Source organism: Mesorhizobium australicum, assembly GCF_900177325.1.
Taxonomy (GTDB): Bacteria; Pseudomonadota; Alphaproteobacteria; order Rhizobiales; family Rhizobiaceae; genus Mesorhizobium_A; species Mesorhizobium_A australicum_A.
In genome coordinates this window covers 4,963,554-4,984,424 of record NZ_FXBL01000004.1, presented here as the reverse complement: position 1 = coordinate 4,984,424, position 20,871 = coordinate 4,963,554, and the positions used below count along the sequence as shown (strand labels likewise).

Below are 20,871 nucleotides of genomic sequence, written 5' to 3'. Positions count from 1 at the left end.
CATGAGCGCCGCACCCATTCGCAAGAAGCCGCCGCGCATCGGCGACAGCCCCGCCGTCCGCCGCAGCCTGATCGGCTTCGTGCTGGGCGTCGGCGCGGTTCTGGTGCTCGCCCCGCTGGTGGTGATCTTCGTCCAGGCCTTTTCCGCCGGCTGGTCGGCCTATGCGGCCACCATCACGCATCCCGACACGCGGCATGCGATCATGCTCACGGTCGTGACGGCGCTCATCGCCGTTCCGGTCAACACCGCCTTCGGCGTCGCGGCCGCATGGGCGATCACCAAGTTCGATTTTCCCGGCAAGCGCCTGCTCACCGTCATCATCGAGATCCCCTTCTCGATCTCGCCGATCGTGGCCGGCGTCGCCTATCTCTTCGTCTATGGACTGCAGGGTCTGTTCGGCCCGGCGCTTCAGTCGGCGGACATCAAGATCCTTTTCGCGCTGCCGGGCATCGTGCTCGCCTCGATGTTCGTCACCGCGCCCTTCGTCGCGCGTGAGCTCATTCCGCTCATGCAGGCGCAAGGGCGGGACCTTGAGGAGGCGGCCACGTCGCTTGGTGCGTCGGGCTGGCGCACTTTCTTCTCCGTGACGCTGCCCAACATCCGCTGGGCGCTGCTCTACGGCGTGGTGCTGTGCAATGCCCGCGTCATGGGCGAGTTCGGCGCGGTCTCGGTCGTGTCGGGCAACATCCGCGGCCAGACCAATACGCTGCCGCTGCACATCGAGCTGCTCTATCACGACTACCAGACGGCGGGCGCCTTCGCGGCGGCGTCCATCCTGACCGCGCTCGCGCTCGTCACGATCGTGGCCAAGGTCATTCTCGAACGCCGGGGCGCCGGCCGGGCGGGACGCCCGGCGCTCGCCGGCCCCGTCGTCGCCGAACAGGGAGCGAAGGCATGAAGATCACGCTCGACAATGTGGTGAAGACCTTCGACACGTTCCGCGCCGTACGCGGCGTCTCGCTCGAGATCGGCAGCGGCGAGCTGGTTGCGCTGCTTGGTCCGTCCGGCTCCGGCAAGACGACGATCCTGCGCATGGTCGCCGGCCTCGAATATGCCGACGGTGGACGCATCCTGTTCGGCGAGCAGGATGCCACCGACATACCGGTGCGCGATCGCGGCGTCGGCTTCGTGTTCCAGCACTATGCCCTTTTCCCGCATATGACGGTGGCCGAGAACATCGCCTTCGGCATGAAGGTCTCAAAGCGCAAGCGCAGCGGGGCCGAGATCGAGGCGCGCGTCAACGACCTCCTCGTGCTCGTGAAGCTCTCCGGCCTGGGCAACCGGTTCCCGTCGCAGATCTCCGGCGGCCAGCGCCAGCGCGTGGCGCTTGCGCGCTCGCTCGCCGTCGATCCGAAGGTGCTCTTGCTCGACGAACCATTCGGCGCGCTCGACGCAAATGTGCGGCGCGACCTGCGCCGCTGGCTGCGCGAGATCCATGACGAACTCGGCATCACCACACTCTTCGTCACGCACGATCAGGAAGAGGCGCTGGATCTGGCCGACCGCGTGGTCATCCTGGACCAGGGAAAGATCGTCCAGCAGGGCACACCGGAAGAGGTCTGCCGGCAGCCGAACTCGCCCTTCGTCACGCGCTTCCTGGGCGACGCGCACCGGCTTGAAGCCGTCGCGTCTCATGGAAGGGCGCAGGTGGCCGGAGGCGTTATCGAGCTGCCCGGCGTCGAGGACGGATCGGTCGAGATCTTCGTCCGGCCCGCCGACCTGGAATGGAATACGGCCGGGTCCATCCCGGCCGTGGTCTCACGCGTCATCGACCGGCCCGATGGCCGGCGTCTCCTGGCGTCGCTGTCCGACGGCTCCCTGGTGGAGCTCGACGTGCCGCCGGAAACGAAGGTGGCGAAGGGCGATCACGGCCGCATCGCCGTCCTGCGCACTCACGCGTTCCCGCGTGGCTGAGCGCTTCAAACCAGCTTATTTCGCTTCGCGGGCGCGAAAGCCCTGCTCAATGCCGCAGGCCTTGCAATAGGCCTCATGCACGGGGCCGCGGCCGAGATGGTGCCGGAAGCCCTTCATCTCGGCGAAATAGGGGATCGGCGCGCGCACCGGCCGCTGCGGCGCATCGGCAAAATCGTCGAACAGCGTCTGCACGGTGACCACCACGCGCTCGGCGTCTTCCCGGTCCCGGTATTTGCCGAGGTCGATCTTGTACGACGCCTCGAGATAGTCCATGCCCTGCTCCCAGAGCGGTCGCGCTTCGTCGCTCACATGCTGCAGGTAGTCCCGCATCTCGCGCACGTCGTCCTTGGTCGAGATCGGGCCATGGCCGGCGACGATCGTCTCGACATCCATGTTCAGCACCCTGTCGCAGACGTCGATCCAGCGATTGACCGGTCCGTACCATGCGATCGGCGTGCCGCCGGTGAACAGGATATCGCCTGTGTAGAGCACCTTGTCGTCCGGCACGTAGATCAGCGCATCGCCCAGCGAATGCGACGGTCCGACCTCGATGAGCTGGACCTTCTTGGATCCGACCATGAGGTCGAGCGTGCCCGAGAAGGTTTCTGTCGGCGGCGTGAGCGTGATCCTGGAAAAATCGAACGGCCGAAAGCACTCGCGCATGAAGACGCCGGCGCTGCCGAACTGCTCCGCGTTGAGGCAGATGTTCTGCACGACGGTCGGATCGAAGCGGGCGAAGTCGGTGACCGTCCCTTGCGTGCCGATGATACGTGCGCCTTCGACGAGCTGGTTGCCGAAGGTATGGTCGCCGTCGGCATGCGTATTGACCAGCACGTCGATCGACTTCGCGGCAGGGATCGAGGCGCGATAGGTTTCGAGCATCTCTGCGGTGAGCTTGAGGTCGAACAGCGTGTCGACCATAAGCGTCGCGTCGCCGTCCACGATCAGACCCGCATTCGACCAGCCCCAGCTGCCGTCCGGCAACAGGTAGGCATAGCAGCCGTTACCGAGGTCGTGCATGCCTTTGGTGAATTGCCATTTGGCCATTGTGTTTCTCCTAGACGAGGGCTGTGGCAAGCCACGGGAACAGGAAGACGAGCACCAGGACGAGGAACATCATCGCGGCGAAGGGGAAGGCGCCCGCGAAGATGTCGTTGAGCGTGACCTCGCTGTCGGGTCCCAGTGTTGCCTTCACGACGAAGACGGCGATGCCGAAGGGTGGGGTGAGCAGGCCGATCTCGACGGAGAGGATCATCAGAACGCCGAGCCAGATCAGGTCGACGCTCATGCCGGTCAGGATCGGGATCGCGATCGGCAATGTGAGGAGCATGATCGAGGCCGAGTCGAGGATCGTGCCGAGCAGGATCACCACCATCATCAGCGCGATCACGATGCCGGTGACGCCAAGTCCCGACTCCACCACGAATGTCCCGAGCCAGCCAGGCATGCCCGACATGGCGAGCATGCGCGAATAGAGGCTCGCGCCGATGATCAAGAAACAGATCGACGAGGTCGTGTGCCCGGTCTGCACCAGCACCTGCCAGAAGCTCGCCCAGGTCAGCCGCTGCTTGGCGAGCGAGATCAGCAGCGCGCCGAGCGCGCCGGCGGCGCCCGCTTCGGTCGGCGTGAAGAAGCCGCCATAGATGCCGCCGAGCACCAGGGCGATCAGGATCACGATCGGCGCAAGCTTGTTGGCCATCTCGCCGAGGCTCATGTCGTTCGCCGTGTCGTAGCTGTCCGCTTTCCGCCCGCCGATGAAGGAGGGCCACCAGCGGCCCATCGCGAAGATGCCGGCGCAGTAGATGAGCGACAGCAGTACGCCGGGGATGACGCCGGCGATGAACAGCGAGCCGACCGATTGCTCCGTCAGCACGCCGTAGAGGATGAAAAGCAGGCTCGGCGGGATCAGCATGCCGAGCACCGAGGAGCCCGCCACCACGCCGACAGCGAAGCGCGCCGTGTAGCCGTGGCGGATCATCTCCGGCACGGCGACCTTGGTGAACACGGCGGCGGAGGCGATGGAGATGCCGGTGATCGCGGCGAAGACCGCGTTGGCCGCGACCGTCGCGATGCCAAGCCCGCCAAGGACGCGGCGGAAGACTTGCGCGGCGACCTCGAACGTGTCGCGGCCGATGCCTGCGACGGCGACCAGCAGGCCCATCAGGACGAACAGCGGCACGACACCGAAGAGATAGTCGCTGATCGAGTCCTTGAAGGCGAGGACCAGCATATTGGAGGCGATGTCGAAATTGCCGCGCAGGATCCACACGCCGCAGAAGGAAAGCAGGATCAGCGCTATGGCGACATGCATGCCCGAATAGATCAGGACCAGCATGGCTGCGATCGAAAGGAAGGCTATGCCGACGCCGCTCATGATGCGATCTCCCGGGCGGAACGGAGGTCATTCCACGACAGGAGCAGGAACTGGATCGCGGTCGCCACAATGCCCAGGAAGACAAGCATGAAGAGGGGCCATTGCGGGATGGTGAAGAAACCCGGATTGCCCATGAAGTTGCGTTCGGGATACAGCCAGGCCGCGACCACGCTCGGCCAGAATTTCCAGGCGATCATCAGCATCAGCAAGCCGCCGACCAGATGGAAGATCGACAAGAGCGTGAAGCGGGCGCGCGGGGCGCGGCGTTCGAGGACGTTCAGCAGGACGTCGGAGCGCGTCATGGCGCCGGAGCGCAGCGTGTGGGCGAGCTGCAGGAACACGATGCCGACGATCGAGAAGGCCACGAGCTCGGGCACTCCGGCGATCGGATGATTCAGGAAGCTGCGGCCGAAGATGTCGGCATTGATCAGCAGCATCAGCAGGATGATCCAGAGCGTTCCCACGGCGTTCATCACGCCGATCACGCGGGCGAACGACCCGCTGGGTGCACGAGGAGGTGGCGCGTCGTCGCGCGGAATTGCGGCCTCGTCAGCCATCTCGATGTTCCTCTGGTGAAAACGCCCGGCCCGCGGGGAGCCGGGCGGCTACGTCATTCGGCGAGGTAGTCGCGCTCGAAGGTGAAGCCCGCTGCCTTGAGGTTGTCGCGATAGGCTTCGAGCACTTTCTTGGCCGGCTCGCCGCGCGCCTCCGCCGCCTTGGCCCAGGCGGCCGTCGGGTTCGGCAGTCCCTTGATCCAGGTGCTGCGCTCGGCAGGATCGAACTCGACGATCTTGCCGCCGCCATCGACCAGCGTCTTCTTGGCCGCCTCGTAGCGGGCCTCCTGCTCGTCGAAATAGGCCTTGGTGTAGGCGGTGGCGGCGGTGCGGAACGCGGCCTTGGTCTCGTCCGAGAACGTGTCCCACTGCATTTTCGACACGCCCATGCCGCCGATATACATCGCGCCGAAATGCGTCTGGTTCCAGTTGGGCGCGACCTCGTAGAGCTTGGCCGGCACGTTCGCCGTCATCCAGCCGATGTTGCCGTCATACACGCCGGTCTTGATGTCGTTGTAGAAGGTGACGTAGCTGCCCTGCACGCCGACCGCGCCGGTGCCGGCGAGCCAGGCAAGGTTCGGGCCGGCGCCGCCCAGCTTGACGCCGTTCATGTCGGCGATCTTGGTCAGCGCCTTGGTGGAGGCGATGTTATAGTCGTCGATGGCGATCCCGCCGCCGATATAGACGACGCCGGTCGCCTCCTCCAGCTTCTGCAGCGCGCCTTCGGTCTCCATCAGCGCCTTCTCGACGGCGGCGGTGACTCCGCGCGCATCGGGCGGGCCGAAGGGCATCGCATAGGTCAGGTTCAACAGGCCCATCGTGGCCGGATTGAACACGCCGCTCATCTGGCCGACATCGATGATGCCCTGCTGGAACGCCTCGACCTCGGAGCCGAGCTTGACGATGGTGCCGCCGTAGCCCTGCGTCCAGTTGATCTTCACCTTGCCGGTCTTGGCGAGCTCGGCATCGACCGTCGGGATAAAGGTCTCCTTGATATGCTTCACCCAGAGAAACACCTCGGGATGTCCTGCTGCGGCGGTCAGGTTGATCGTTTCCTGCGAGAATGCGGGCGCCGAGGCCACGGCAAGCGCCACAGCCGCCACACCGCCCGACAATAGAGTGCGATACATGCAAATCCTCCCTGTTCAGAACGGACGGCTCTCTCCCCGCCATCCGATCGATCCGGAGAACGTATCGGCATTTGAACAAGTTGACAAGAACTTTGATATCTCGTTCAATAACACATGGGAGGGCGGCCGAAAGCCGTGCGGAAAGCTATGCCGAAATCGCAGAAAACAGAGCCGGAACAGAAGGTTATCGCCGTCGAGGCGACCCAGCGGAATTCTGTGGCGACGCGCATGCGGATTCTGTATGCCGCCGAAGCCGAGTTCGCCGATCATGGATTTGACGGTGTCTCTGTGCGCCAGATCGCGCTGCATGCCGACGTGCCCGTCGCCCTGATCAACTACCATTTCGGCAGCAAGGAAGGCCTCTACCGCGCCATCTTCGAAATGCGCGCGCCGATGATTATCGACCAGCGCATCGCCGGCCTCCGGCTTGCCGAGATGGAGCCGGAGCGCGACCGGAAGGTGGAGATGATCGTCAAGGCCGTGCTGGTACCGAACCTGCACATGCGCAGCACGGAAAAGAACTCCAGCTACGCCCGCATCCTCGCGCGGGAGGTTTCAGACCCCAAGTCACACCACCGCAAGGTCGTCGCCGAGTTCTTCGACCCGATCGCCTACAAGGTGATCGAGGCGCTGCAGCAGGCGATGCCCGACCGCACGATCGAGGAGATCAACTGGGGCTACCAGGCCATGCTCGGGGTCATGGTCTACACCATGGCCGATACCGGGCGCATCAGCCGCCTGTCGGGCGGACGGTGCGATCCCGAAGACGAACTGACGACCGCGACGCATCTCGTCGCGCTGATGAAGGCGGCGCTGCTCTACAGCCATGTGCCGAAAGCGCAAACCTAGCCGGCGCACAAGAGCCGGCGCGACGACCAACGGGAGGAAACCGATGAAGCTCGTGACATATCAGAAGAAGGGCAAGCCGCGCGCCGGCGCCCTGGTGGACGGCGATCGCAAGATCGTCGATCTCGCCGACGCGCACAAGGAAGCGTTCGGCAAGAGCTACCCGGCCTTCGCCTCTATCCAGGCGCTCATCGAAGCCGGCGAGGAAGGTCTCGACCTGGCGAAAAAGACGGTGAAGAAGGCCGCCAAGGGCGACGCCGTCTCCCGCAAGGACGTACGGCTGCTCGCCCCGGTGCCGGTGCCGATCCAGATGCGTGACTGCCTCTGCTTCGAGACGCACCTGAAGCAGTCGTTCAACGCCGTCCGTCGCATCCGCGCCAACGCGACACCGGACCCCGAAGCGGCGATGAAGGAGTTCGAGGAAAAGGGCGTCTTCGCGATCCCCAAGACCTTCTACGAGCAGCCGATCTACTACAAGGCCAACCGCTTCTCGGTCATCGGCACCGATCAGGACGTGCTCTGGCCAAGCTATTCCACGCTGATGGATTTCGAGCTGGAATTCGGCTTCTACGTCGGCACCAAAGGCGTCGACATTCCGAAGGACAAGGCGCGCGAGCACATTTACGGCTACACCATCTTCAATGACTTCTCCGCCCGCGACGCGCAGACGCAGGAAATGGGCGGCCAGCTCGGCCCGGCCAAGGGCAAGGACTTCGACTACGGCAACGCCATGGGCCCTTGCCTCGTCACCGCCGACGAACTGAAGGATCCCTACAACCTCACCATGATCTGCCGCGTCAACGGCGAGGAGTGGGGCCGCGGCAGCACGTCCACCATGCACTGGAAGTTCGAGGACCTGATCGCGCATGTCTCGCGTTCGGAGACGATCTATCCCGGCGAGTTCTTCGGCTCGGGCACGGTCGGCAATGGTTGCGGCCTCGAGCATATGAAGTTCCTCAAGCACGGCGACGCGGTGGAACTGGAGGTCGAGGGCATCGGCATCCTGCGCAACCGCGTGCTGACGCGGCCGAGCTGACGGTCCGGAAGGCGGGCGGAGCTGTGGCCCGCCTGCCGCTCCACGGTTACAGACCCCGCACGTTGCGCATCCGCCCTTCGCAAGGAATAGTCAGGCTGCTTCGCGCGGAGCGATCCCGCGCGGCATTCGCCTGGGAGGAGAGGTGAAGTCCCATGAACGTCTATTCGATGCTCGCCGACGCCATTCGCCGCCGGAAAGACGAGAGCGCCATATCTTATGGTAAGAACAGGCTTACATATGGCGAGTTCGATCTCACCTGCGCCGCGCTCGGCGACTGGCTGGCGGCCCAGGGCTGTGTCCGCGGCGACCGCGTGCTCGTCTTCCTGAAGAACGGCTTCGAGTTCCCCGTCCTGTTGATGGCGATCATGCGAGCCGGTCTGGTGGTCGTGCCGACCAATGCGAAGCTGCACCCTCGCGAGGTCGCATGGATCGCCGGCGATGCCGAGCCGAAGCTGATCTTCACGCATCGGGAGCATGTCGATGCCCTCGATGCTGCTCTTGAGGGAGAGGAAAAGCCTCGGATCATCGCGATCGAGGATTTTTCGATGCCTCAACCTGCCCCTCGATCATCGGTTCCCGCCGAGGTCGATCCCGACGAACCGGCCTGGATCTTCTACACATCCGGCACGACGGGCAAGCCGAAGGGCGCGACGCTTTCGCATCGCAACCTCATCGCCGCCTCGGTCAATTGCCTCGCCGATGTCTTCGCCTTCGTCGAGAGCGACCGCGTGCTGCATGTCGCGCCGCTGTCGCATGGCAGCGGCCTCTATCTCATCCCGTCGCTGGCGCGCGGCGCGCTCAACATCGTCTACGACCGCGCCAACTTCCGCCCGGACGAAGTGTTCGACACGATCGCGCGGGAACGCATCACCGCCATCGCCTTCGTCGCCCCAACGATGATCGTGCGCTTCCTGGAGGCCGCGCCGCGCGACGGCATCGGTTCCTTGCGCGGCGTCATCTATGGCGGCGCGACGATCCATCTCGAACATATCCGCGCGGCGGTCGCGCGCTTCGGCCCGATCTTCCATCAGCTCTACGGGCAGGGGGAGTCGCCGATGACGATCTCCTATCTGCCGGGCGCTGCACATCTCGGCGCCGACGACGAGACGCTGGTGTCCGCCGGCTATGTCCGCAGCGGCATCGAGGTGCGTATCCTCGACGAGAACGACCGTGACGTCCCGCTGGGCGGCGACGGTGAGATCTGCGTGCGCGGCGATGTCGTCATGAAAGGCTACTGGCGCAATCCGGACGCGACGGCGAAGGCGCTGAGGGGCGGCTGGCTGCACACCGGCGACGTCGGCCATTTCGATTCCGGCGGCCGGCTGCGAGTGCTCGACCGGCGGCACGACACGATCATCTCCGGCGGTACCAACATCTATCCCAAGGAGGTCGAGGACGTGCTGGCGGCGCATCCGGCCGTGCGCGAGGTCATCGCCTTCGGACTGCCCGACAGCGAATGGGGAGAATCCGTCGCCGTCGCGCTGGTGGCGGACGCAGGCATGACCGAGACGGCCGTGCTCGACTTCTGCCGCGACCACCTCGCGCGCTTCAAGAAGCCGAAGCACGTCTTCTTCCTCGAAGAACTGCCGAAGAACGCCTACGGCAAAGTGCTGCGCCGCACCTTGCGGGAACGATTCGCGGCGGGGTCGTGACGCCTTGCCCGCCGCGCCTGCAATCAGTTCGTCGGCACTTCCGCGAACAGCGCCTCGAACCGCTTCTTCGCCATGCCCGTCTGCTTCACGGCCTTCGCCTGCTCAAGATTGACCGGCTTGCCGACCACGATCAGCGCGACCATTCCCATCGCGTAGTGCGGCAGGCACTTGACGCCGTAGACGCCTTCCTTGTCGACCGTGATGGTGACCTGCTCGTTCGGCTTGCCCTTGAACGGGGTCGCTCCCTCCGGGATCATGTCCTTGATGCTCTGTACGTCGTGCGACTTGTCGACAGGGACGAAGGTGACCGTGTCGCCCGGTTGGGCGATGATCAGGTCGGGCTGGAAAACCATCGTCCCCTTTTCGCCCTTGTTGAGCATCTGCACCTGATGGTCGGCGGCCTGCGCCGCGCCCGTCGCCAGCAACGCCGCGAGCGCGGCGGCCATTGCGAATGTTCTTTTCATGATGACACCTGTTTCGATTGCCGGCCTCAGCCGTGGCAATTGTCTACGGTGGACGAGAGCCATGCGCATTGATCGAGCGCAAACGCCGGCGATGCCTCAGGTCATCAGTTTGAAGAGGCGAAGCGTTCGCTCGAACGTCGCGCCATAGGGCGGGTGCATCATGCCGCCGGCGCCGAGCGGTGACTGCACGAAGACCGGCTTCTCCTTGCTGAAGGTGCGGAAGCCCCATTCGCCGTGATAGGCGCCCATGCCGCTCGGCCCGACGCCGCCGAAGGGCTGGTTCTCCTGGGCGATATGCATTAGGCAGTCGTTGATGGTCACGCCGCCTGAGACCGTCTCGCGCAGAACCCTGCGTCGAGCGGCCTTATCCTTGCCGAACCAGTAGAGCGCCAGCGGCCGGTCGCGGCCGTTGATATGGCCGATCGCCTCGCTGACGTCGCCGTATTCGATGATCGGCAGGACCGGGCCGAAAATCTCCTCCTGCATCAGCCGCGTGTCATATGGCGCGTTGCGCACGATCATGGGCGCGAGCTTTCGCGTATTGCCGAAGTTTTCGCCTGCCGGATTGACCTCGATCACCTCGGCGCCCCGCGCGCGGACCTCCTCCACCAGCGAGGTCAGCCGTGCGTGATGCCGGTCCGAGATGATCGCGGTGTAGTCTGGATTGTCGGCGATCCTTGGATAGAGCTTCGCCATCGCGCCCGCGAGCCTGCCGGCGATCGCCGCACCCTGGCCCTTCGGCACCATCAGATAGTCGGGCGCGATGCAGGTCTGGCCGGCATTGAGCAGCTTGCCGTAGGCGACGCTGGCGACTGCCGTGTCGAGGTTGCAGCTCGGATCGAAGATCGCCGGCGACTTGCCGCCGAGTTCCAGCGTCACTGGCGTCAGGTTGGCGGCTGCTGCGACCGCCACTTGGCGACCGACCGTCGTCGAGCCGGTGAAGAGCAGGTGGTCGAAGGGCAGGGCGACGAAGGCCTTGCCGACATCCGGGCCGCCAACGATCACGTCCAGCTCGTCCGGGGCGAAATGCTGCGCTGCCAGCGAGGCGAGCAGGTCCGAGAAGCGCGGAGTGAGCTCGGATGGCTTGATCAGCACGCGGTTGCCGGCCGCAAGCGCTGCCGTCGCTGGCGCCAGCGCGAGCTGGAAGGGATAGTTCCACGGCGAGACGATACCGACCACGCCGAGCGGCTGCGGCACGAGCCTGTTGCGGGCGGGCCAGAAGGGCATCGCGGTGGGCACGCGCTTGTCCGCCATCCATGACGACAGGTGCGACAGCGCGTGGCGGATGCCGGCGCGCACGACGATGATCTCCGCCAGGCGCGTCTCGTGCGCGGAGCGGCCGCCGAAATCGGCGTCGATCGCACCGCAAAACTCCGCCTCATGGTCCTCGGTCAGCGCCAGCAGCCGGCGCAGCCTGTCGCGGCGCGCGTCGATGTCAGGGAAGGGATCGCGGGCGAATGCAGCCTTCTGCCTGTCGAACGCGGCCGACAAGTTGTCCTGGTTCTGCTGCAGCATGGGGATCGGCTCCGATGTGCCGGCAGGCTAGCAGAGGGGGGAAGCCTCTGCCAGCGCGCCTGGGCGCCGAAACGGAAACGGCCCGGCTGTCGCCAGCCGGGCCGTCGAGACTTTGCCTGCCGGCGCGAACGCCGGCTCCTTAAATCAGGCCGCGGCCTTCTTGTAGGCCTCGGTCGGAACTTCCGAGATCGTCTTCAGGACGATGGAGGCGATCTGGTAGGGGTCGCCCTGCGAGTTCGGGCGGCGATCCTCGAGATAGCCCTTGTAGTCGTTCTTGACGAAGGAGTGCGGAACGCGGATGGACGCGCCGCGGTCGGCGATGCCGTAGGAGAACTTGTTCCACGGCGCGGTCTCGTGCTTGCCGGTCAGGCGCTTGTCGTTGTCCGGGCCGTAGACGGCGATGTGGTCCATCAGGTTCTTGTCGAAGGCAGCCATCAGCGCCTCGAAATAGGCCTTGCCGCCGACTTCGCGCATGAAGGTGGTCGAGAAGTTGCAGTGCATGCCCGAACCGTTCCAGTCCGTGTCGCCCAGCGGCTTGCAGTGGAACTCGACGTCGATGCAATACTTCTCGCACAGGCGCAGCAGCAGGTAGCGCGCCATCCAGATCTGGTCCGCGGCCTTCTTCGAGCCCTTGCCGAAGATCTGGAATTCCCACTGGCCCTTGGCCACCTCGGCGTTGATGCCTTCATGGTTGATGCCGGCCTCGAGGCAGAGCTCGAGATGCTCCTCGACGATCGTGCGGGCAACGTCGCCGACGTTCTTGTAGCCGACGCCGGTGTAGTACGGGCCCTGCGGCGAGGGATAGCCATGCTCCGGGAAGCCGAGAGGGCGGCCGTCCTTGTAGAAGAAGTATTCCTGCTCGAAGCCGAACCAGGCGCCCTCGTCGTCGAGGATGGTCGCGCGGCTGTTCGTCGAATGCGGGGTGACGCCGTCGGGCATCATGACTTCGCACATGACGAGCACGCCGTTCTTGCGGGCCGGATCGGGATAGACGGCGACCGGCTTCAGCACGCAGTCGGAGCTGTGACCTTCGGCCTGCATCGTCGAGGAACCGTCGAAGCCCCACAGAGGCAGTTCATCGAGCGAAGGGAAGGAGTCGAATTCCTTGATCTGGGTCTTTCCGCGGAGGTTCGGAACAGGGGTATAGCCGTCGAGCCAGATATACTCCAACTTGTACTTGGTCATTTCGCCTCTCTTACGAAGTTACGTCGAACTGTGATCGCTGCGGCCATTCCGCCGTGCGCATGCCGAATGGTGCGATGCAACAGGCGTGCCAGTTGCGGTTAATACTTCGCTTACGAAAGGGTATGTCGCGCCCCGCGAAAGAGCGAATCAGACCGGCCTCCGCGCAAGCGGCGAAAAATGCAGCATTTTTCGCGTTTGCCTGCGGTTTCGACAACGGCAGCCATCACGGGCCGGAACCCGATCCAAATTGCCGCATTAGGATGCAGAAAGCGCTTCGCTGCGACGGGTGCTCAAAAAATGACTACAAAAAAGGCATCTTGATTAAATTGAGTGCAGCACCCATCTGGGTTATACTGATGTTCGGCATCAGCGGAGTATACATGATGACCAACAACCAGAGCAGCCAGAGCGCCACCATCATCCAGTTTCCCGTCGGCGGTCGCGCCGGCTTTCTCGCGCGCCGCGAGCAGCCCGCGCCGGTGCTTCAGGCGCCTGTCGTCGACGTCAACGGCTGGTATCACGACGAAGCCATTCGCGAGACCGAGCAGGCCAAGAAGCACTGAACGCTTCTTGGCGGCGCGTCCGGTTTGCCGGACGCCTATCCATCGCTGATGTCTTGAAGGGCGGCCCTCGACGGAGGGGCCGCCCGAATTGTCTGCGGCTCAGGCCATCATCCTGCGCGCCGTGGCCGAGTCGAGCGCGGCCGGCCGTTCGCAACTGGTCGTCAGCGTGACGAACTTGCCCGTCTCGCCCGATTGCAGGATCGCGGTCATGATGTCGATCGCATGCAGCGCGAAGTCGAGCGAGCAGCGGTGCGGCCGGTCTTCCAGGATGCCCAGCGCCATGTCCGCCAGTCCGACCGTCCGATAGTTCGCCAGCGGGCCGCGCGGCGACTGCTGGTTGGGCACGCCGAGCGGATGGTTCCAGGCCGGCAGCTTCTTCACCGGCTTGTCCTGGCGCGTGAGACCCACCGTGCCGCCGAAGAAGTTCGGATCGGGCACCAGCATCGTCCCGTCCTCGCCATAGAGCTCGATCGGCGCATGCCCATGAGACCACACGTCCCACGAGGCGTTCAGCGTGACCACCGCGCCGTTGGCGAAATGCAGCAGTGCATGGATCGTCGTCGGCGTGCCGACCGGCACGCTTTCGCCGGTGCGCGGCCCGTTCGAGATCGTACGGCGAGCCTGCGGGATCGAGGTCACTGCGGCGACTTTGGAGACCGGCCCGATGAGCTGCACAAGGCTGGAGACATAATACGGTCCAAGGTCGAGGATCGGCCCGCCACCCGGTGCATAAAAGAAGTCGGGATTCGGGTGCCAGTGCTCCATGCCGTGATTCATCACGTGGCAGACGCCCGACGTGACCTTGCCGATCTTGCCTGCGTCGACCAGTGCGCGCGCCTGCTGGTGCGCGCCACCGAGGAAGGTGTCCGGCGCCGAGCCGATGCGCAGGCCCTTCTTCTCCGCCCGCTTCTTCAGGTCGAGCCCTTCCTTCAGCGACAGCACGAAGGGCTTTTCGGAGTAGACATGCTTGCCGGCATCGAGCGCGGCCTTCGAGATCGGATAATGCGCCGCCGGGACCGTCAGGTTCACGACGATGTCGATGTCCCTGTCGGCAAGCAGCTCGTCGACAGTCATCGCCCGCAGGCCGAAGGCCTTCGCCTGCGTTTCGGCGAGTTCCGGCTTCAGGTCGGCGCAGGCGACCATGCGCACGCCCTTGAACAGCGGTGCCAGGCGGAAATAGGCGGTCGAGATGTTGCCGCAGCCGACGACGCCGACGCGCAGTTTCTTCTTCGCAACCATGTCCGCGATCCTCAGTAGGATTTCACCGTTTCGATCGACCGCCTGGCAAAGCGTTCGAGGTCGGACGGGTTGTCGTGTTCCATGACGTAGACCTTCGCCGGCGTCTTCGCGCGCAGTTCGGCCATCAGCGGTTTCCACGCGACGGTGCCGTGGCCGACATCGGCCCAGCCGTCCTCGTTCGCGTTCTGCCCGGCCGGGGCGATGTCCTTCACATGCACGGCGAGGATGCGGTCGGCGTAGTCGGCGATCCACTTCGCCGGATCGGCCCCGCCGCGCACGACCCAGGCGACGTCCAGTTCCAGTCCGATCGAGGGAGCGGCATCGAGGATCAGCTTCTGCGGCAGCGAGCCGTCAGGCAGCGCCTTGAATTCGAAGTCGTGGTTGTGCCAGGCAAAACCGTATCCGGCCTTCTTCGCCTTGTCCCCGACGGCGCCGAGCCGCTCGCCGAAGGCCTTCCAGCCGGCGGCGTCGGTCGGGCGTTTGTCGGGCATCAGGTAGGGGCAGACGATCAGCGTCACGCCCAGCGTGTCGGCGATGCGCCGCACGCCGTCGAAATCGCCCTCCAGCGCGTCGATCGAGAAATGGCCGGAGGGCATCGCGAGACCATTGCGGTCCATGTCGGCCCGGAAGGCCTTCGGGTCGTCGTAGACGCCGCCGAAACCCTCGACCTCCTTGTAGCCCAGCCGGGAGACGAGCTTCAGCACATCGCTCCAGGGTTTGAAGTTGCGGGCGCTGTAAAGCTGGAAAGACCAGTTCATGTGAATGTCCTGCCGTTTGTCCTGTGATGTCAGACCCGTCGCCCCTCGGCGGCGTCGAAGAGAGAGGCGCGCATCGGATCGAAGCCGATCTCGACCGTGTCGCCGGTGGCGGGCGTCCGTTCCGCCGGCACGCGCACGGCGAGGTTCTGACGGCCGAGCTTGGTCCAGACCAGCGCGTCGGAACCCATCGGCTCGACCACGTCGACCTTCACTTTCTGCGCAAAAGGCCAGTCCGCGCCGCTGTTGAGCGCGACATGCTCCGGCCTTATGCCGAACGCCACCTTCGCGCCTTGAAGAGGCTGCGCCGTAGCCTCGTAGCGCGTGATCGGGATACGTACGCCGTCCGCGACGAAGTCCCCGTCGGCGACCTCGCCCTCGAGGAAATTCATGCCCGGCGAGCCGATGAAGCCGGCGACGAAGCGGTTGACCGGGCGGTTGTAGATCTCCTTCGGCGAGGCGAACTGCTGGATCAGGCCGCCGCGCATCACCGCGATCCGGTCGGCCAGCGTCATCGCTTCGATCTGGTCGTGGGTCACGTAGATCATCGTGTTGGCGAGCTGTTGGTGCAGGCGCTTGATCTCCACCCGCAGCTCGGCGCGCAGCTTGGCGTCGAGGTTGGATAGCGGCTCGTCGAACAGGAACACATCGACGTCGCGCACCAGCGCGCGGCCGATCGCGACGCGCTGGCGCTGGCCGCCGGAGAGCGCGGCCGGCTTGCGCTGCAGCAGCGGCTCGATCTGCAGGATCTCGGCCGCGCGGGCGATACGCTTCGCGATCTCGTCCTTCGGCAGGCGTGCGTTCTTCAGGCCGAAGGAGAGGTTCCCCTCCACCGTCATCTGCGGATAGAGCGCATAGGACTGGAACACCATGCCGATGCCGCGGTCCTTCGGCTCCTCCCAGGTCACGTTCTTGCCGTTGATGAAGATCTGCCCGGCCGACACGTCGAGCAGGCCGGCAATGCAGTTGAGCAGCGTGGACTTGCCGCAGCCGGAGGGGCCGAGCAGCACGATGAACTCGCCCTGCTGCACGTCGAGGTTCAGCTTTTTCAACACCTCGACGGCGCCGAAGGCGAGCGAGACATCCTTGACGAGAACGCTTGTCATCGGCTCACCCCTTCACCGCGCCGGCCGCGATGCCGCGCACGAACAGTTTTCCGGAAATGAAGTAGATGATCAGCGGCACGAGCCCGGTCAGCAGCGTGGCGGCCATGTTGACGTTGTACTCCTTCACGCCCTGCACGGAGTTGACGATGTTGTTGAGCTGCACGGTCATCGGGTAGACGTCGGGCTTGGTGTAGACGACGCCGAACAGGAAGTCGTTCCAGATGCCCGTCACCTGGATGATCATCGCCACCACGAAGATCGGCAGCGACATCGGCAGCATGATGCGGAAGTAGATGCCCCAGAAGCCGGCGCCGTCGACGCGGGCGGCCTTGAAAAGCTCTTCCGGCACCGAAGCGAAATAGTTGCGGAACAGCAGCGTGTTGATCGGCATGCCGAAGATGGTGTGGACGATCACCAGCCCCGTCAGCGTGCCGTAGATGCCCATTTCGCGCAGGATGATGACGATCGGGTAGAGCATCACCTGGTAGGGAATGAAGGCGCCGACGATCAGGATGGTGAAGAAGACCTCCGATCCCTTGAAGCGCCAGTTGGCGAGCGCATAGCCGTTCACCGAGGCGATCAGGATCGAGATGATGACGCTCGGCACGGTGATGCGCACCGAGTTCCAGAAACCGCGCGAGAGCCCGTCGCAGTTCAGCCCCGTGCAGGCGGTCGACCAGGCCTTCACCCACGGCTCGAAGGTGATCTCCAGCGGCGGCGCGAAGATGTTGCCGGTGCGGATCTCCGGCATGCCCTTCACCGAGGTCACCACCATCACCCAGAGCGGCAGCAGGTAGTAGAGCGAGACGAGCGCCAGCGTGCCGTAGATCAGGATGTTGCGGCGCGAGATGGCGCGGCGCGGCCGCGGCCCGTAGGGCTCGGTGGGGGAGGCGATGGCGGGCTCGAACTGCCCGGCCGTGGCGGTGCGCACGTCAGCCATTGCGCCGCCTCCTGCCGAACTCGAAATAGGCCCACGGCACGATGACGGTCATCACCGCCAGCAGCATCATCGTGGAAGCCGCGAAGCCCTGGCCGAGGTTCTGCGACAGGAACATCGCGTCGTAGACATATTTCGCCGGCACTTCCGAGGCGATGCCCGGCCCGCCGCTCGTCTGCGCCACGACGAGGTCGTAGACGCGCACGATGCCGGAGGCGACGATCACCAGCGTGGTGACGAACACCGGCCGCATCATCGGAATGACGATGAAGAGATAGGTCTTCCACATCGGGATGCCGTCGACGCGCGCGGCCTTCCAGATGTCCTCGTCGATGCCGCGCAGGCCGGCCAGCATCAGGCACATGACCAGCCCCGTGCCTTGCCAGATGCCCGCGATCAGGATGCCGTAGATGACGATGTCCTGGTTGTAGAGCGGATCGAAGGTGAAGCTTTCCCAGCCGAGGCCACGGACGAAGCCCTGGATGCCGAAGTCCGGGTTCAGGATCCACTGCCAGACGAGGCCGGTGACGATGAATGAGAGTGCGAAGGGATAAAGGAAGATGGTCCGGAACGTGTCCTCGAAGCGGATCTTCTGGTCGAGCAGGGCGGCGAGCACGAAGCCGATCACCATCGACAGGATCAGCGTGCAGACGCCGTAGATGAACAGGTTCTCGATGGCGATCTGCCATTTGTTCGAGGACCAGAGCCGCTCATACTGGTCGAGCCCGACGAAATTGAGCCGCGGCAGGAGCCGCGAATTGGTGAAGGAATAGACGACCGTCCAGATCGAACCGCCGACGAAGACCACGAGCGCGGTCAGGATCATCGGGATTGACGCGATCTTGGCGTTGAGGTTTCGGAAGAGCTGGTTCGGCCGGCGGGCGGCTGCGTCTGCCATGGCGCGTTCTCTCGCTCAGGGACGGCTTCGCTGCGCCGCGGCCCTTTGGCCACGGCGCGCGGCGGAGGATGGCTGCCTCAGTCGGCGGCAGCGACGATCTCGGCGAAGCGCTTCTGCGCGTCGGCCGCCGTGATCTTGGGGTCCTTGAAGAACTCGACGAACAGGTCGTTCACCTGCGTCAGCGAGTCCGCCGAGAACAGCTGGTCGGGCGACTGGATGATGTTGCCCTTGGCAAGGATCTCGAGACCCTTCTTCATGCAGTCGTTGGCCGCGGCAAGGTCGACGTCGCCGCGCACCGGCAGCGAGCCCTTCTTGAGGTTGAAGGCGACCTGCGTGGTCGGCGACAGCATGGTCGAGGCCAGCACATCCTGCGCGGCGGACTTCGCCTCGTCCTTCAGGACCGGGAAGTAGAACGCATCACCAGCCGTCTGGATCACCTCGTTGACGCCGAGGCCGGGCAGGCAGGTGTAGTCCTTGCCGGCCACCTTGCCGGCCACCTGGAACTCGCCCTGCGCCCAGTCGCCCATGATCTGCCCGGCGGCCTGACCGCTGATGACCATGTTGGTCGCCTGGTTCCAGTCCTGCACGTTCGACTTGGCAGCCATGGCGCGCGCCTTGTCGGCCGCGTCGAAGACCTTGGCCATCTCGGCGCCGGCGGCGAACTCGGCGTCCTTGTCCTTGTAGATCTTGTTGAAGCCGTCGGGACCCGCGAGCGCCACGACCAGAACCTGGAACGCGAGCGAGGTCTGCCAGGGCTGCTGGCCCATCGCGAGCGGGATGATGCCGGCCTTTTCCAGGGCGGGGGCCGCTGCGACATACTCGTCCCAGTTCTTCGGCACCGCGACGCCGGCCTTTTCGAATGCCGCGTTGGAGAGCCAGAGCCACTGCTGCGAGTGGATGTTGATCGGCACGCAGTAAATCTTGCCGTCGAGGGTGCAGGAATCGAGCAGCGAACTCGGCTTGATGAAGTTCTTCCAGCCTTCCTTCTCGGCGATCGGCGTCAGGTCGCGCATCAGGCCGGCGGCAACCAGCTCTTCCGCCTGGCGGCCGTGGTTGAACTGCGTCGCGCCCATCGGATCGCCGCCGGTGATGCGGCTGATCATGATCGGCCGCGCGGTGCCGCCGGAACCGGCGATCGCGCCGTCCACCCATTTGTTGCCGGTCGCGTCGAAGGCTTTCGCGAGTTCGGCGACGGCCGCGGCCTCGCCGCCCGACGTCCACCAGTGCGTCACTTCGAGGTCGGTCGCCTGGGCGACACGGGGCAGGGCGACGGATGCCGCGAGGGCTGCGGCGAGTATGGCATAACGCATGAGGATCCTCCCAAATCTGTAACGTTACAGATTTTTACGGTAGGCGAATTAATTCGCTCTCGCAAGACGTCAGTCGTTGTCAGGAGCCGGAATCTTGTGCTGCGATGCACGATATTACCGGTTGCGGTGCGGTAAGCGATTGAATCCAAACCGCGAAGCAGCTACGCAATATCCTTGTTGAAAGCGAATATCTGTATCGTTACAGTTAGTTCGCGCGGTCATATGATGAATCGCCGGCAGGAGCATTCGATGGGGCGGCGGGCGAAGGTCATTGCGGAGACGGCGCAGCCGCCCGACGGGCGTGCGACGTTGAAATCGATCGCTTTCATGATGGGCCTCGGCGTGACGACCGTATCGCGCGCGTTGAAGGACGCGCCGGAGATCGGCGAGGAAACGCGCCGCCGCGTCCAGCTCGTCGCGCGCCAGGTCGGCTACCGGCCGAACCGCGCCGGGGTGCGCCTGCGTACCGGCAAGACCAATGTCATCAGCCTCGTGCTCGACACAGAGGATGATCTCACCGGCTTCGTCTCCGACATCATCTACGGCATTTCCGACGGCATCGCCGACACGTCCTACCACCTCGTCGTGACGCCCTATTCGCGCCGCCGCGACCCGATGGACCCGATCCGCTATGTTGTCGAGACCGAGTCCGCGGACGGCATCATCATCTCGCGCACCACGCCGAACGACCCGCGCGTACTCTATCTCATGGAGCACGGTTTCCCGTTCGCAACGCACGGCCGCACCAGTATCGGCGCGCCGCATCCCTTCCACGATTTCGACAACGAGGCCTATGGGCGGATGGCGGTCGAGGCGCTGGTCGCGAAGGGCCGCCGGCGGCTGGCCCTGCTGCCGCCGCCGCCGGCGCTCACCTATCATCGCCACACCCGCAAGGGCTTCGCGGAGGCGCTCGCCGCGGCGGGGCTGCAGGAGACTTCGCTCGGCGACCTGTCGATCGACGATTCCATCGACACGATCCGCGACCGGGTCGCCGCGCTCTCGGTCCGCTCCGGCGCGCCGGACGGATATGTCTGCGCCAGCGGCGGCGCGGCGTTCGCGCTGGTTGCTGGGCTGGAAGCCGCCGGTCTTGCGCTCGGCCGCGAGGTCGACGTGGTCAGCAAGCAGTCGTCGAAGCTGCTGCGATGGTTCCGCCCCGGGCTGCAACTGGTCCATGAAGACTTCCGGCTCGCCGGCCGCGAGCTCGCCAAGGCTGTCATGGGCGCCATCGCCGGCAAGGATGTGTGCGAGCTTCAGACCGTCGCATTACCGGCCGCCGAGAGGCTGTCGGAGGGGCGTTCTTAACGTCCGGATAACTTTTTAGATGCGGCAAGGCGCCATTTCCGCCTCGATGCAACGTCTCGGCTGTGGAGGTTTACGTTACGTCCTGTTAGCC

Annotated in this window: 20 protein-coding genes; 7 read left to right on the top strand and 13 right to left on the bottom strand. The window is 64.8% G+C overall.

Translation table 11 applies throughout. From position 1 onward, the window contains the following. The first annotated feature begins 1 nt into the window (after window position 1). Both cysW and B9Z03_RS26970 read left to right on the top strand, forming a co-directional pair. Complete coding sequence (gene cysW, locus B9Z03_RS26975; protein WP_085467059.1) at window positions 2-898, top strand: sulfate ABC transporter permease subunit CysW; 897 nt, start codon at window positions 2-4, stop codon at window positions 896-898. After that, window positions 895-1,914 (top strand): sulfate/molybdate ABC transporter ATP-binding protein, encoded by a 1,020-nt coding sequence (locus tag B9Z03_RS26970; RefSeq protein WP_085467058.1) that lies wholly within the window; start codon window positions 895-897, stop codon window positions 1,912-1,914. Before cysW ends, B9Z03_RS26970 begins: the two co-directional genes overlap by 4 nt. Window positions 1,915-1,929: 15 nt before the next feature. Here B9Z03_RS26970 and B9Z03_RS26965 read toward each other — a convergent pair whose 3' ends face one another. Genes B9Z03_RS26965 through B9Z03_RS26950 form a run of 4 tightly spaced genes read right to left on the bottom strand, consistent with a single transcriptional unit; the run spans window position 1,930 to window position 5,972 of the window. Continuing rightward, window positions 1,930-2,961, bottom strand: a complete 1,032-nt coding sequence (locus B9Z03_RS26965; protein WP_085467057.1) for an MBL fold metallo-hydrolase — start codon at window positions 2,959-2,961, stop codon at window positions 1,930-1,932. Between the two features lie 10 nt (window positions 2,962-2,971). Continuing rightward, window positions 2,972-4,288 (bottom strand): TRAP transporter large permease, encoded by a 1,317-nt coding sequence (locus B9Z03_RS26960; protein WP_085467056.1) that lies wholly within the window; start codon window positions 4,286-4,288, stop codon window positions 2,972-2,974. Then, window positions 4,285-4,845: a TRAP transporter small permease subunit gene (locus tag B9Z03_RS26955; RefSeq protein ID WP_085467055.1), complete on the bottom strand. Its 561-nt coding sequence runs from the start codon at window positions 4,843-4,845 to the stop codon at window positions 4,285-4,287. The genes B9Z03_RS26960 and B9Z03_RS26955 overlap by 4 nt, the downstream gene beginning before the upstream one ends. A 53-nt stretch (window positions 4,846-4,898) precedes the next feature. After that, window positions 4,899-5,972, bottom strand: coding sequence for a C4-dicarboxylate TRAP transporter substrate-binding protein (locus B9Z03_RS26950; protein WP_085467054.1), 1,074 nt, complete (start codon window positions 5,970-5,972; stop codon window positions 4,899-4,901). A gap of 228 nt (window positions 5,973-6,200) precedes the next feature. Here B9Z03_RS26950 and B9Z03_RS26945 point away from each other — a divergent pair, with 228 nt between their 5' ends. From B9Z03_RS26945 to B9Z03_RS26935, 3 genes are all read left to right on the top strand, one after another. Next, window positions 6,201-6,821: a TetR/AcrR family transcriptional regulator gene (locus tag B9Z03_RS26945; RefSeq protein ID WP_244561855.1), complete on the top strand. Its 621-nt coding sequence runs from the start codon at window positions 6,201-6,203 to the stop codon at window positions 6,819-6,821. A 43-nt stretch (window positions 6,822-6,864) separates the two neighbouring features. Next, window positions 6,865-7,854, top strand: coding sequence for a fumarylacetoacetate hydrolase family protein (locus tag B9Z03_RS26940; RefSeq protein WP_085467052.1), 990 nt, complete (start codon window positions 6,865-6,867; stop codon window positions 7,852-7,854). A 152-nt stretch (window positions 7,855-8,006) separates the two neighbouring features. Then, window positions 8,007-9,506 (top strand): class I adenylate-forming enzyme family protein, encoded by a 1,500-nt coding sequence (locus B9Z03_RS26935; protein ID WP_085467051.1) that lies wholly within the window; start codon window positions 8,007-8,009, stop codon window positions 9,504-9,506. 23 nt (window positions 9,507-9,529) lie between these two features. Here the strand turns inward: B9Z03_RS26935 and B9Z03_RS26930 are convergent, their stop codons facing one another. The 3 genes from B9Z03_RS26930 to B9Z03_RS26920 all read right to left on the bottom strand — a co-directional run bounded on the left by B9Z03_RS26930 (window position 9,530) and on the right by B9Z03_RS26920 (window position 12,670). Continuing rightward, a complete protein-coding gene (locus B9Z03_RS26930) occupies window positions 9,530-9,970 on the bottom strand; it encodes a pseudoazurin (protein ID WP_085467050.1) in 441 nt (146 codons plus the stop codon). Window positions 9,971-10,066: 96 nt separating this feature from the next. Beyond that, on the bottom strand, window positions 10,067-11,485 hold the full coding sequence (locus B9Z03_RS26925) for a coniferyl aldehyde dehydrogenase (protein WP_085467049.1): 1,419 nt from the start codon (window positions 11,483-11,485) through the stop codon (window positions 10,067-10,069). Between the two features lie 144 nt (window positions 11,486-11,629). After that, window positions 11,630-12,670 (bottom strand): glutamine synthetase beta-grasp domain-containing protein, encoded by a 1,041-nt coding sequence (locus B9Z03_RS26920; RefSeq protein WP_085467048.1) that lies wholly within the window; start codon window positions 12,668-12,670, stop codon window positions 11,630-11,632. Window positions 12,671-12,792: 122 nt separating this feature from the next. On the opposite strand from B9Z03_RS26920, the gene B9Z03_RS30355 reads away from it, so the two are divergent. Beyond that, complete coding sequence (locus B9Z03_RS30355) at window positions 12,793-13,233, top strand: DUF2735 domain-containing protein (protein WP_244561854.1); 441 nt, start codon at window positions 12,793-12,795, stop codon at window positions 13,231-13,233. Between the two features lie 99 nt (window positions 13,234-13,332). On the opposite strand, the gene B9Z03_RS26910 is transcribed toward B9Z03_RS30355, so the two are convergent. From B9Z03_RS26910 to B9Z03_RS26885, 6 genes are all read right to left on the bottom strand, one after another. Beyond that, the gene (locus B9Z03_RS26910) at window positions 13,333-14,472 is read right to left on the bottom strand and encodes a Gfo/Idh/MocA family protein (RefSeq protein WP_085467046.1); all 1,140 of its coding nucleotides are present in this window, start codon (window positions 14,470-14,472) and stop codon (window positions 13,333-13,335) included. Between the two features lie 11 nt (window positions 14,473-14,483). Beyond that, window positions 14,484-15,230 carry a sugar phosphate isomerase/epimerase family protein gene (locus B9Z03_RS26905; RefSeq protein ID WP_085467045.1) on the bottom strand — a complete coding sequence of 249 codons (747 nt, stop codon included), beginning with the start codon at window positions 15,228-15,230 and terminating at the stop codon, window positions 14,484-14,486. 29 nt (window positions 15,231-15,259) lie between these two features. Then, window positions 15,260-16,333: an ABC transporter ATP-binding protein gene (locus B9Z03_RS26900; protein WP_085467044.1), complete on the bottom strand. Its 1,074-nt coding sequence runs from the start codon at window positions 16,331-16,333 to the stop codon at window positions 15,260-15,262. A 4-nt stretch (window positions 16,334-16,337) separates the two neighbouring features. Continuing rightward, window positions 16,338-17,273: a carbohydrate ABC transporter permease gene (locus B9Z03_RS26895; RefSeq protein ID WP_085467043.1), complete on the bottom strand. Its 936-nt coding sequence runs from the start codon at window positions 17,271-17,273 to the stop codon at window positions 16,338-16,340. After that, window positions 17,266-18,168 (bottom strand): carbohydrate ABC transporter permease, encoded by a 903-nt coding sequence (locus B9Z03_RS26890; protein WP_085467042.1) that lies wholly within the window; start codon window positions 18,166-18,168, stop codon window positions 17,266-17,268. The genes B9Z03_RS26895 and B9Z03_RS26890 overlap by 8 nt, the downstream gene beginning before the upstream one ends. A 77-nt stretch (window positions 18,169-18,245) precedes the next feature. Beyond that, window positions 18,246-19,478 carry an ABC transporter substrate-binding protein gene (locus B9Z03_RS26885; RefSeq protein WP_085467041.1) on the bottom strand — a complete coding sequence of 411 codons (1,233 nt, stop codon included), beginning with the start codon at window positions 19,476-19,478 and terminating at the stop codon, window positions 18,246-18,248. Window positions 19,479-19,727: 249 nt separating this feature from the next. Here B9Z03_RS26885 and B9Z03_RS26880 point away from each other — a divergent pair, with 249 nt between their 5' ends. Continuing rightward, entirely contained in the window at window positions 19,728-20,780 is a 1,053-nt protein-coding gene (locus B9Z03_RS26880; RefSeq protein WP_085467040.1) for a LacI family transcriptional regulator, read from the top strand. Window positions 20,781-20,871: the final 91 nt, after the last annotated feature.

Excerpts from the sequence above, each read along its gene's own strand:
- B9Z03_RS26925 (WP_085467049.1), bottom strand. The coding sequence starts at position 11,485 with ATGCTGCAGCAGAACCAGGACAACTTGTCGGCCGCGTTCGACAGGCAG.
- B9Z03_RS26905 (WP_085467045.1), bottom strand. The coding sequence starts at position 15,230 with ATGAACTGGTCTTTCCAGCTTTACAGCGCCCGCAACTTCAAACCCTGG.
- B9Z03_RS26895 (WP_085467043.1), bottom strand. The coding sequence starts at position 17,273 with ATGGCTGACGTGCGCACCGCCACGGCCGGGCAGTTCGAGCCCGCCATC.
- B9Z03_RS30355 (WP_244561854.1), top strand. The coding sequence starts at position 12,793 with ATGTCGCGCCCCGCGAAAGAGCGAATCAGACCGGCCTCCGCGCAAGCG.
- B9Z03_RS26960 (WP_085467056.1), bottom strand. The coding sequence starts at position 4,288 with ATGAGCGGCGTCGGCATAGCCTTCCTTTCGATCGCAGCCATGCTGGTC.
- B9Z03_RS26920 (WP_085467048.1), bottom strand. The coding sequence starts at position 12,670 with ATGACCAAGTACAAGTTGGAGTATATCTGGCTCGACGGCTATACCCCT.
- B9Z03_RS26885 (WP_085467041.1), bottom strand. The coding sequence starts at position 19,478 with ATGCGTTATGCCATACTCGCCGCAGCCCTCGCGGCATCCGTCGCCCTG.
- B9Z03_RS26955 (WP_085467055.1), bottom strand. The coding sequence starts at position 4,845 with ATGGCTGACGAGGCCGCAATTCCGCGCGACGACGCGCCACCTCCTCGT.
- B9Z03_RS26930 (WP_085467050.1), bottom strand. The coding sequence starts at position 9,970 with ATGAAAAGAACATTCGCAATGGCCGCCGCGCTCGCGGCGTTGCTGGCG.
- B9Z03_RS26945 (WP_244561855.1), top strand. The coding sequence starts at position 6,201 with ATGCGGATTCTGTATGCCGCCGAAGCCGAGTTCGCCGATCATGGATTT.
- B9Z03_RS26935 (WP_085467051.1), top strand. The coding sequence starts at position 8,007 with ATGAACGTCTATTCGATGCTCGCCGACGCCATTCGCCGCCGGAAAGAC.
- B9Z03_RS26910 (WP_085467046.1), bottom strand. The coding sequence starts at position 14,472 with ATGGTTGCGAAGAAGAAACTGCGCGTCGGCGTCGTCGGCTGCGGCAAC.
- B9Z03_RS26940 (WP_085467052.1), top strand. The coding sequence starts at position 6,865 with ATGAAGCTCGTGACATATCAGAAGAAGGGCAAGCCGCGCGCCGGCGCC.
- cysW (WP_085467059.1), top strand. The coding sequence starts at position 2 with ATGAGCGCCGCACCCATTCGCAAGAAGCCGCCGCGCATCGGCGACAGC.
- B9Z03_RS26890 (WP_085467042.1), bottom strand. The coding sequence starts at position 18,168 with ATGGCAGACGCAGCCGCCCGCCGGCCGAACCAGCTCTTCCGAAACCTC.
- B9Z03_RS26950 (WP_085467054.1), bottom strand. The coding sequence starts at position 5,972 with ATGTATCGCACTCTATTGTCGGGCGGTGTGGCGGCTGTGGCGCTTGCC.
- B9Z03_RS26965 (WP_085467057.1), bottom strand. The coding sequence starts at position 2,961 with ATGGCCAAATGGCAATTCACCAAAGGCATGCACGACCTCGGTAACGGC.
- B9Z03_RS26970 (WP_085467058.1), top strand. The coding sequence starts at position 895 with ATGAAGATCACGCTCGACAATGTGGTGAAGACCTTCGACACGTTCCGC.
- B9Z03_RS26880 (WP_085467040.1), top strand. The coding sequence starts at position 19,728 with ATGGGGCGGCGGGCGAAGGTCATTGCGGAGACGGCGCAGCCGCCCGAC.
- B9Z03_RS26900 (WP_085467044.1), bottom strand. The coding sequence starts at position 16,333 with ATGACAAGCGTTCTCGTCAAGGATGTCTCGCTCGCCTTCGGCGCCGTC.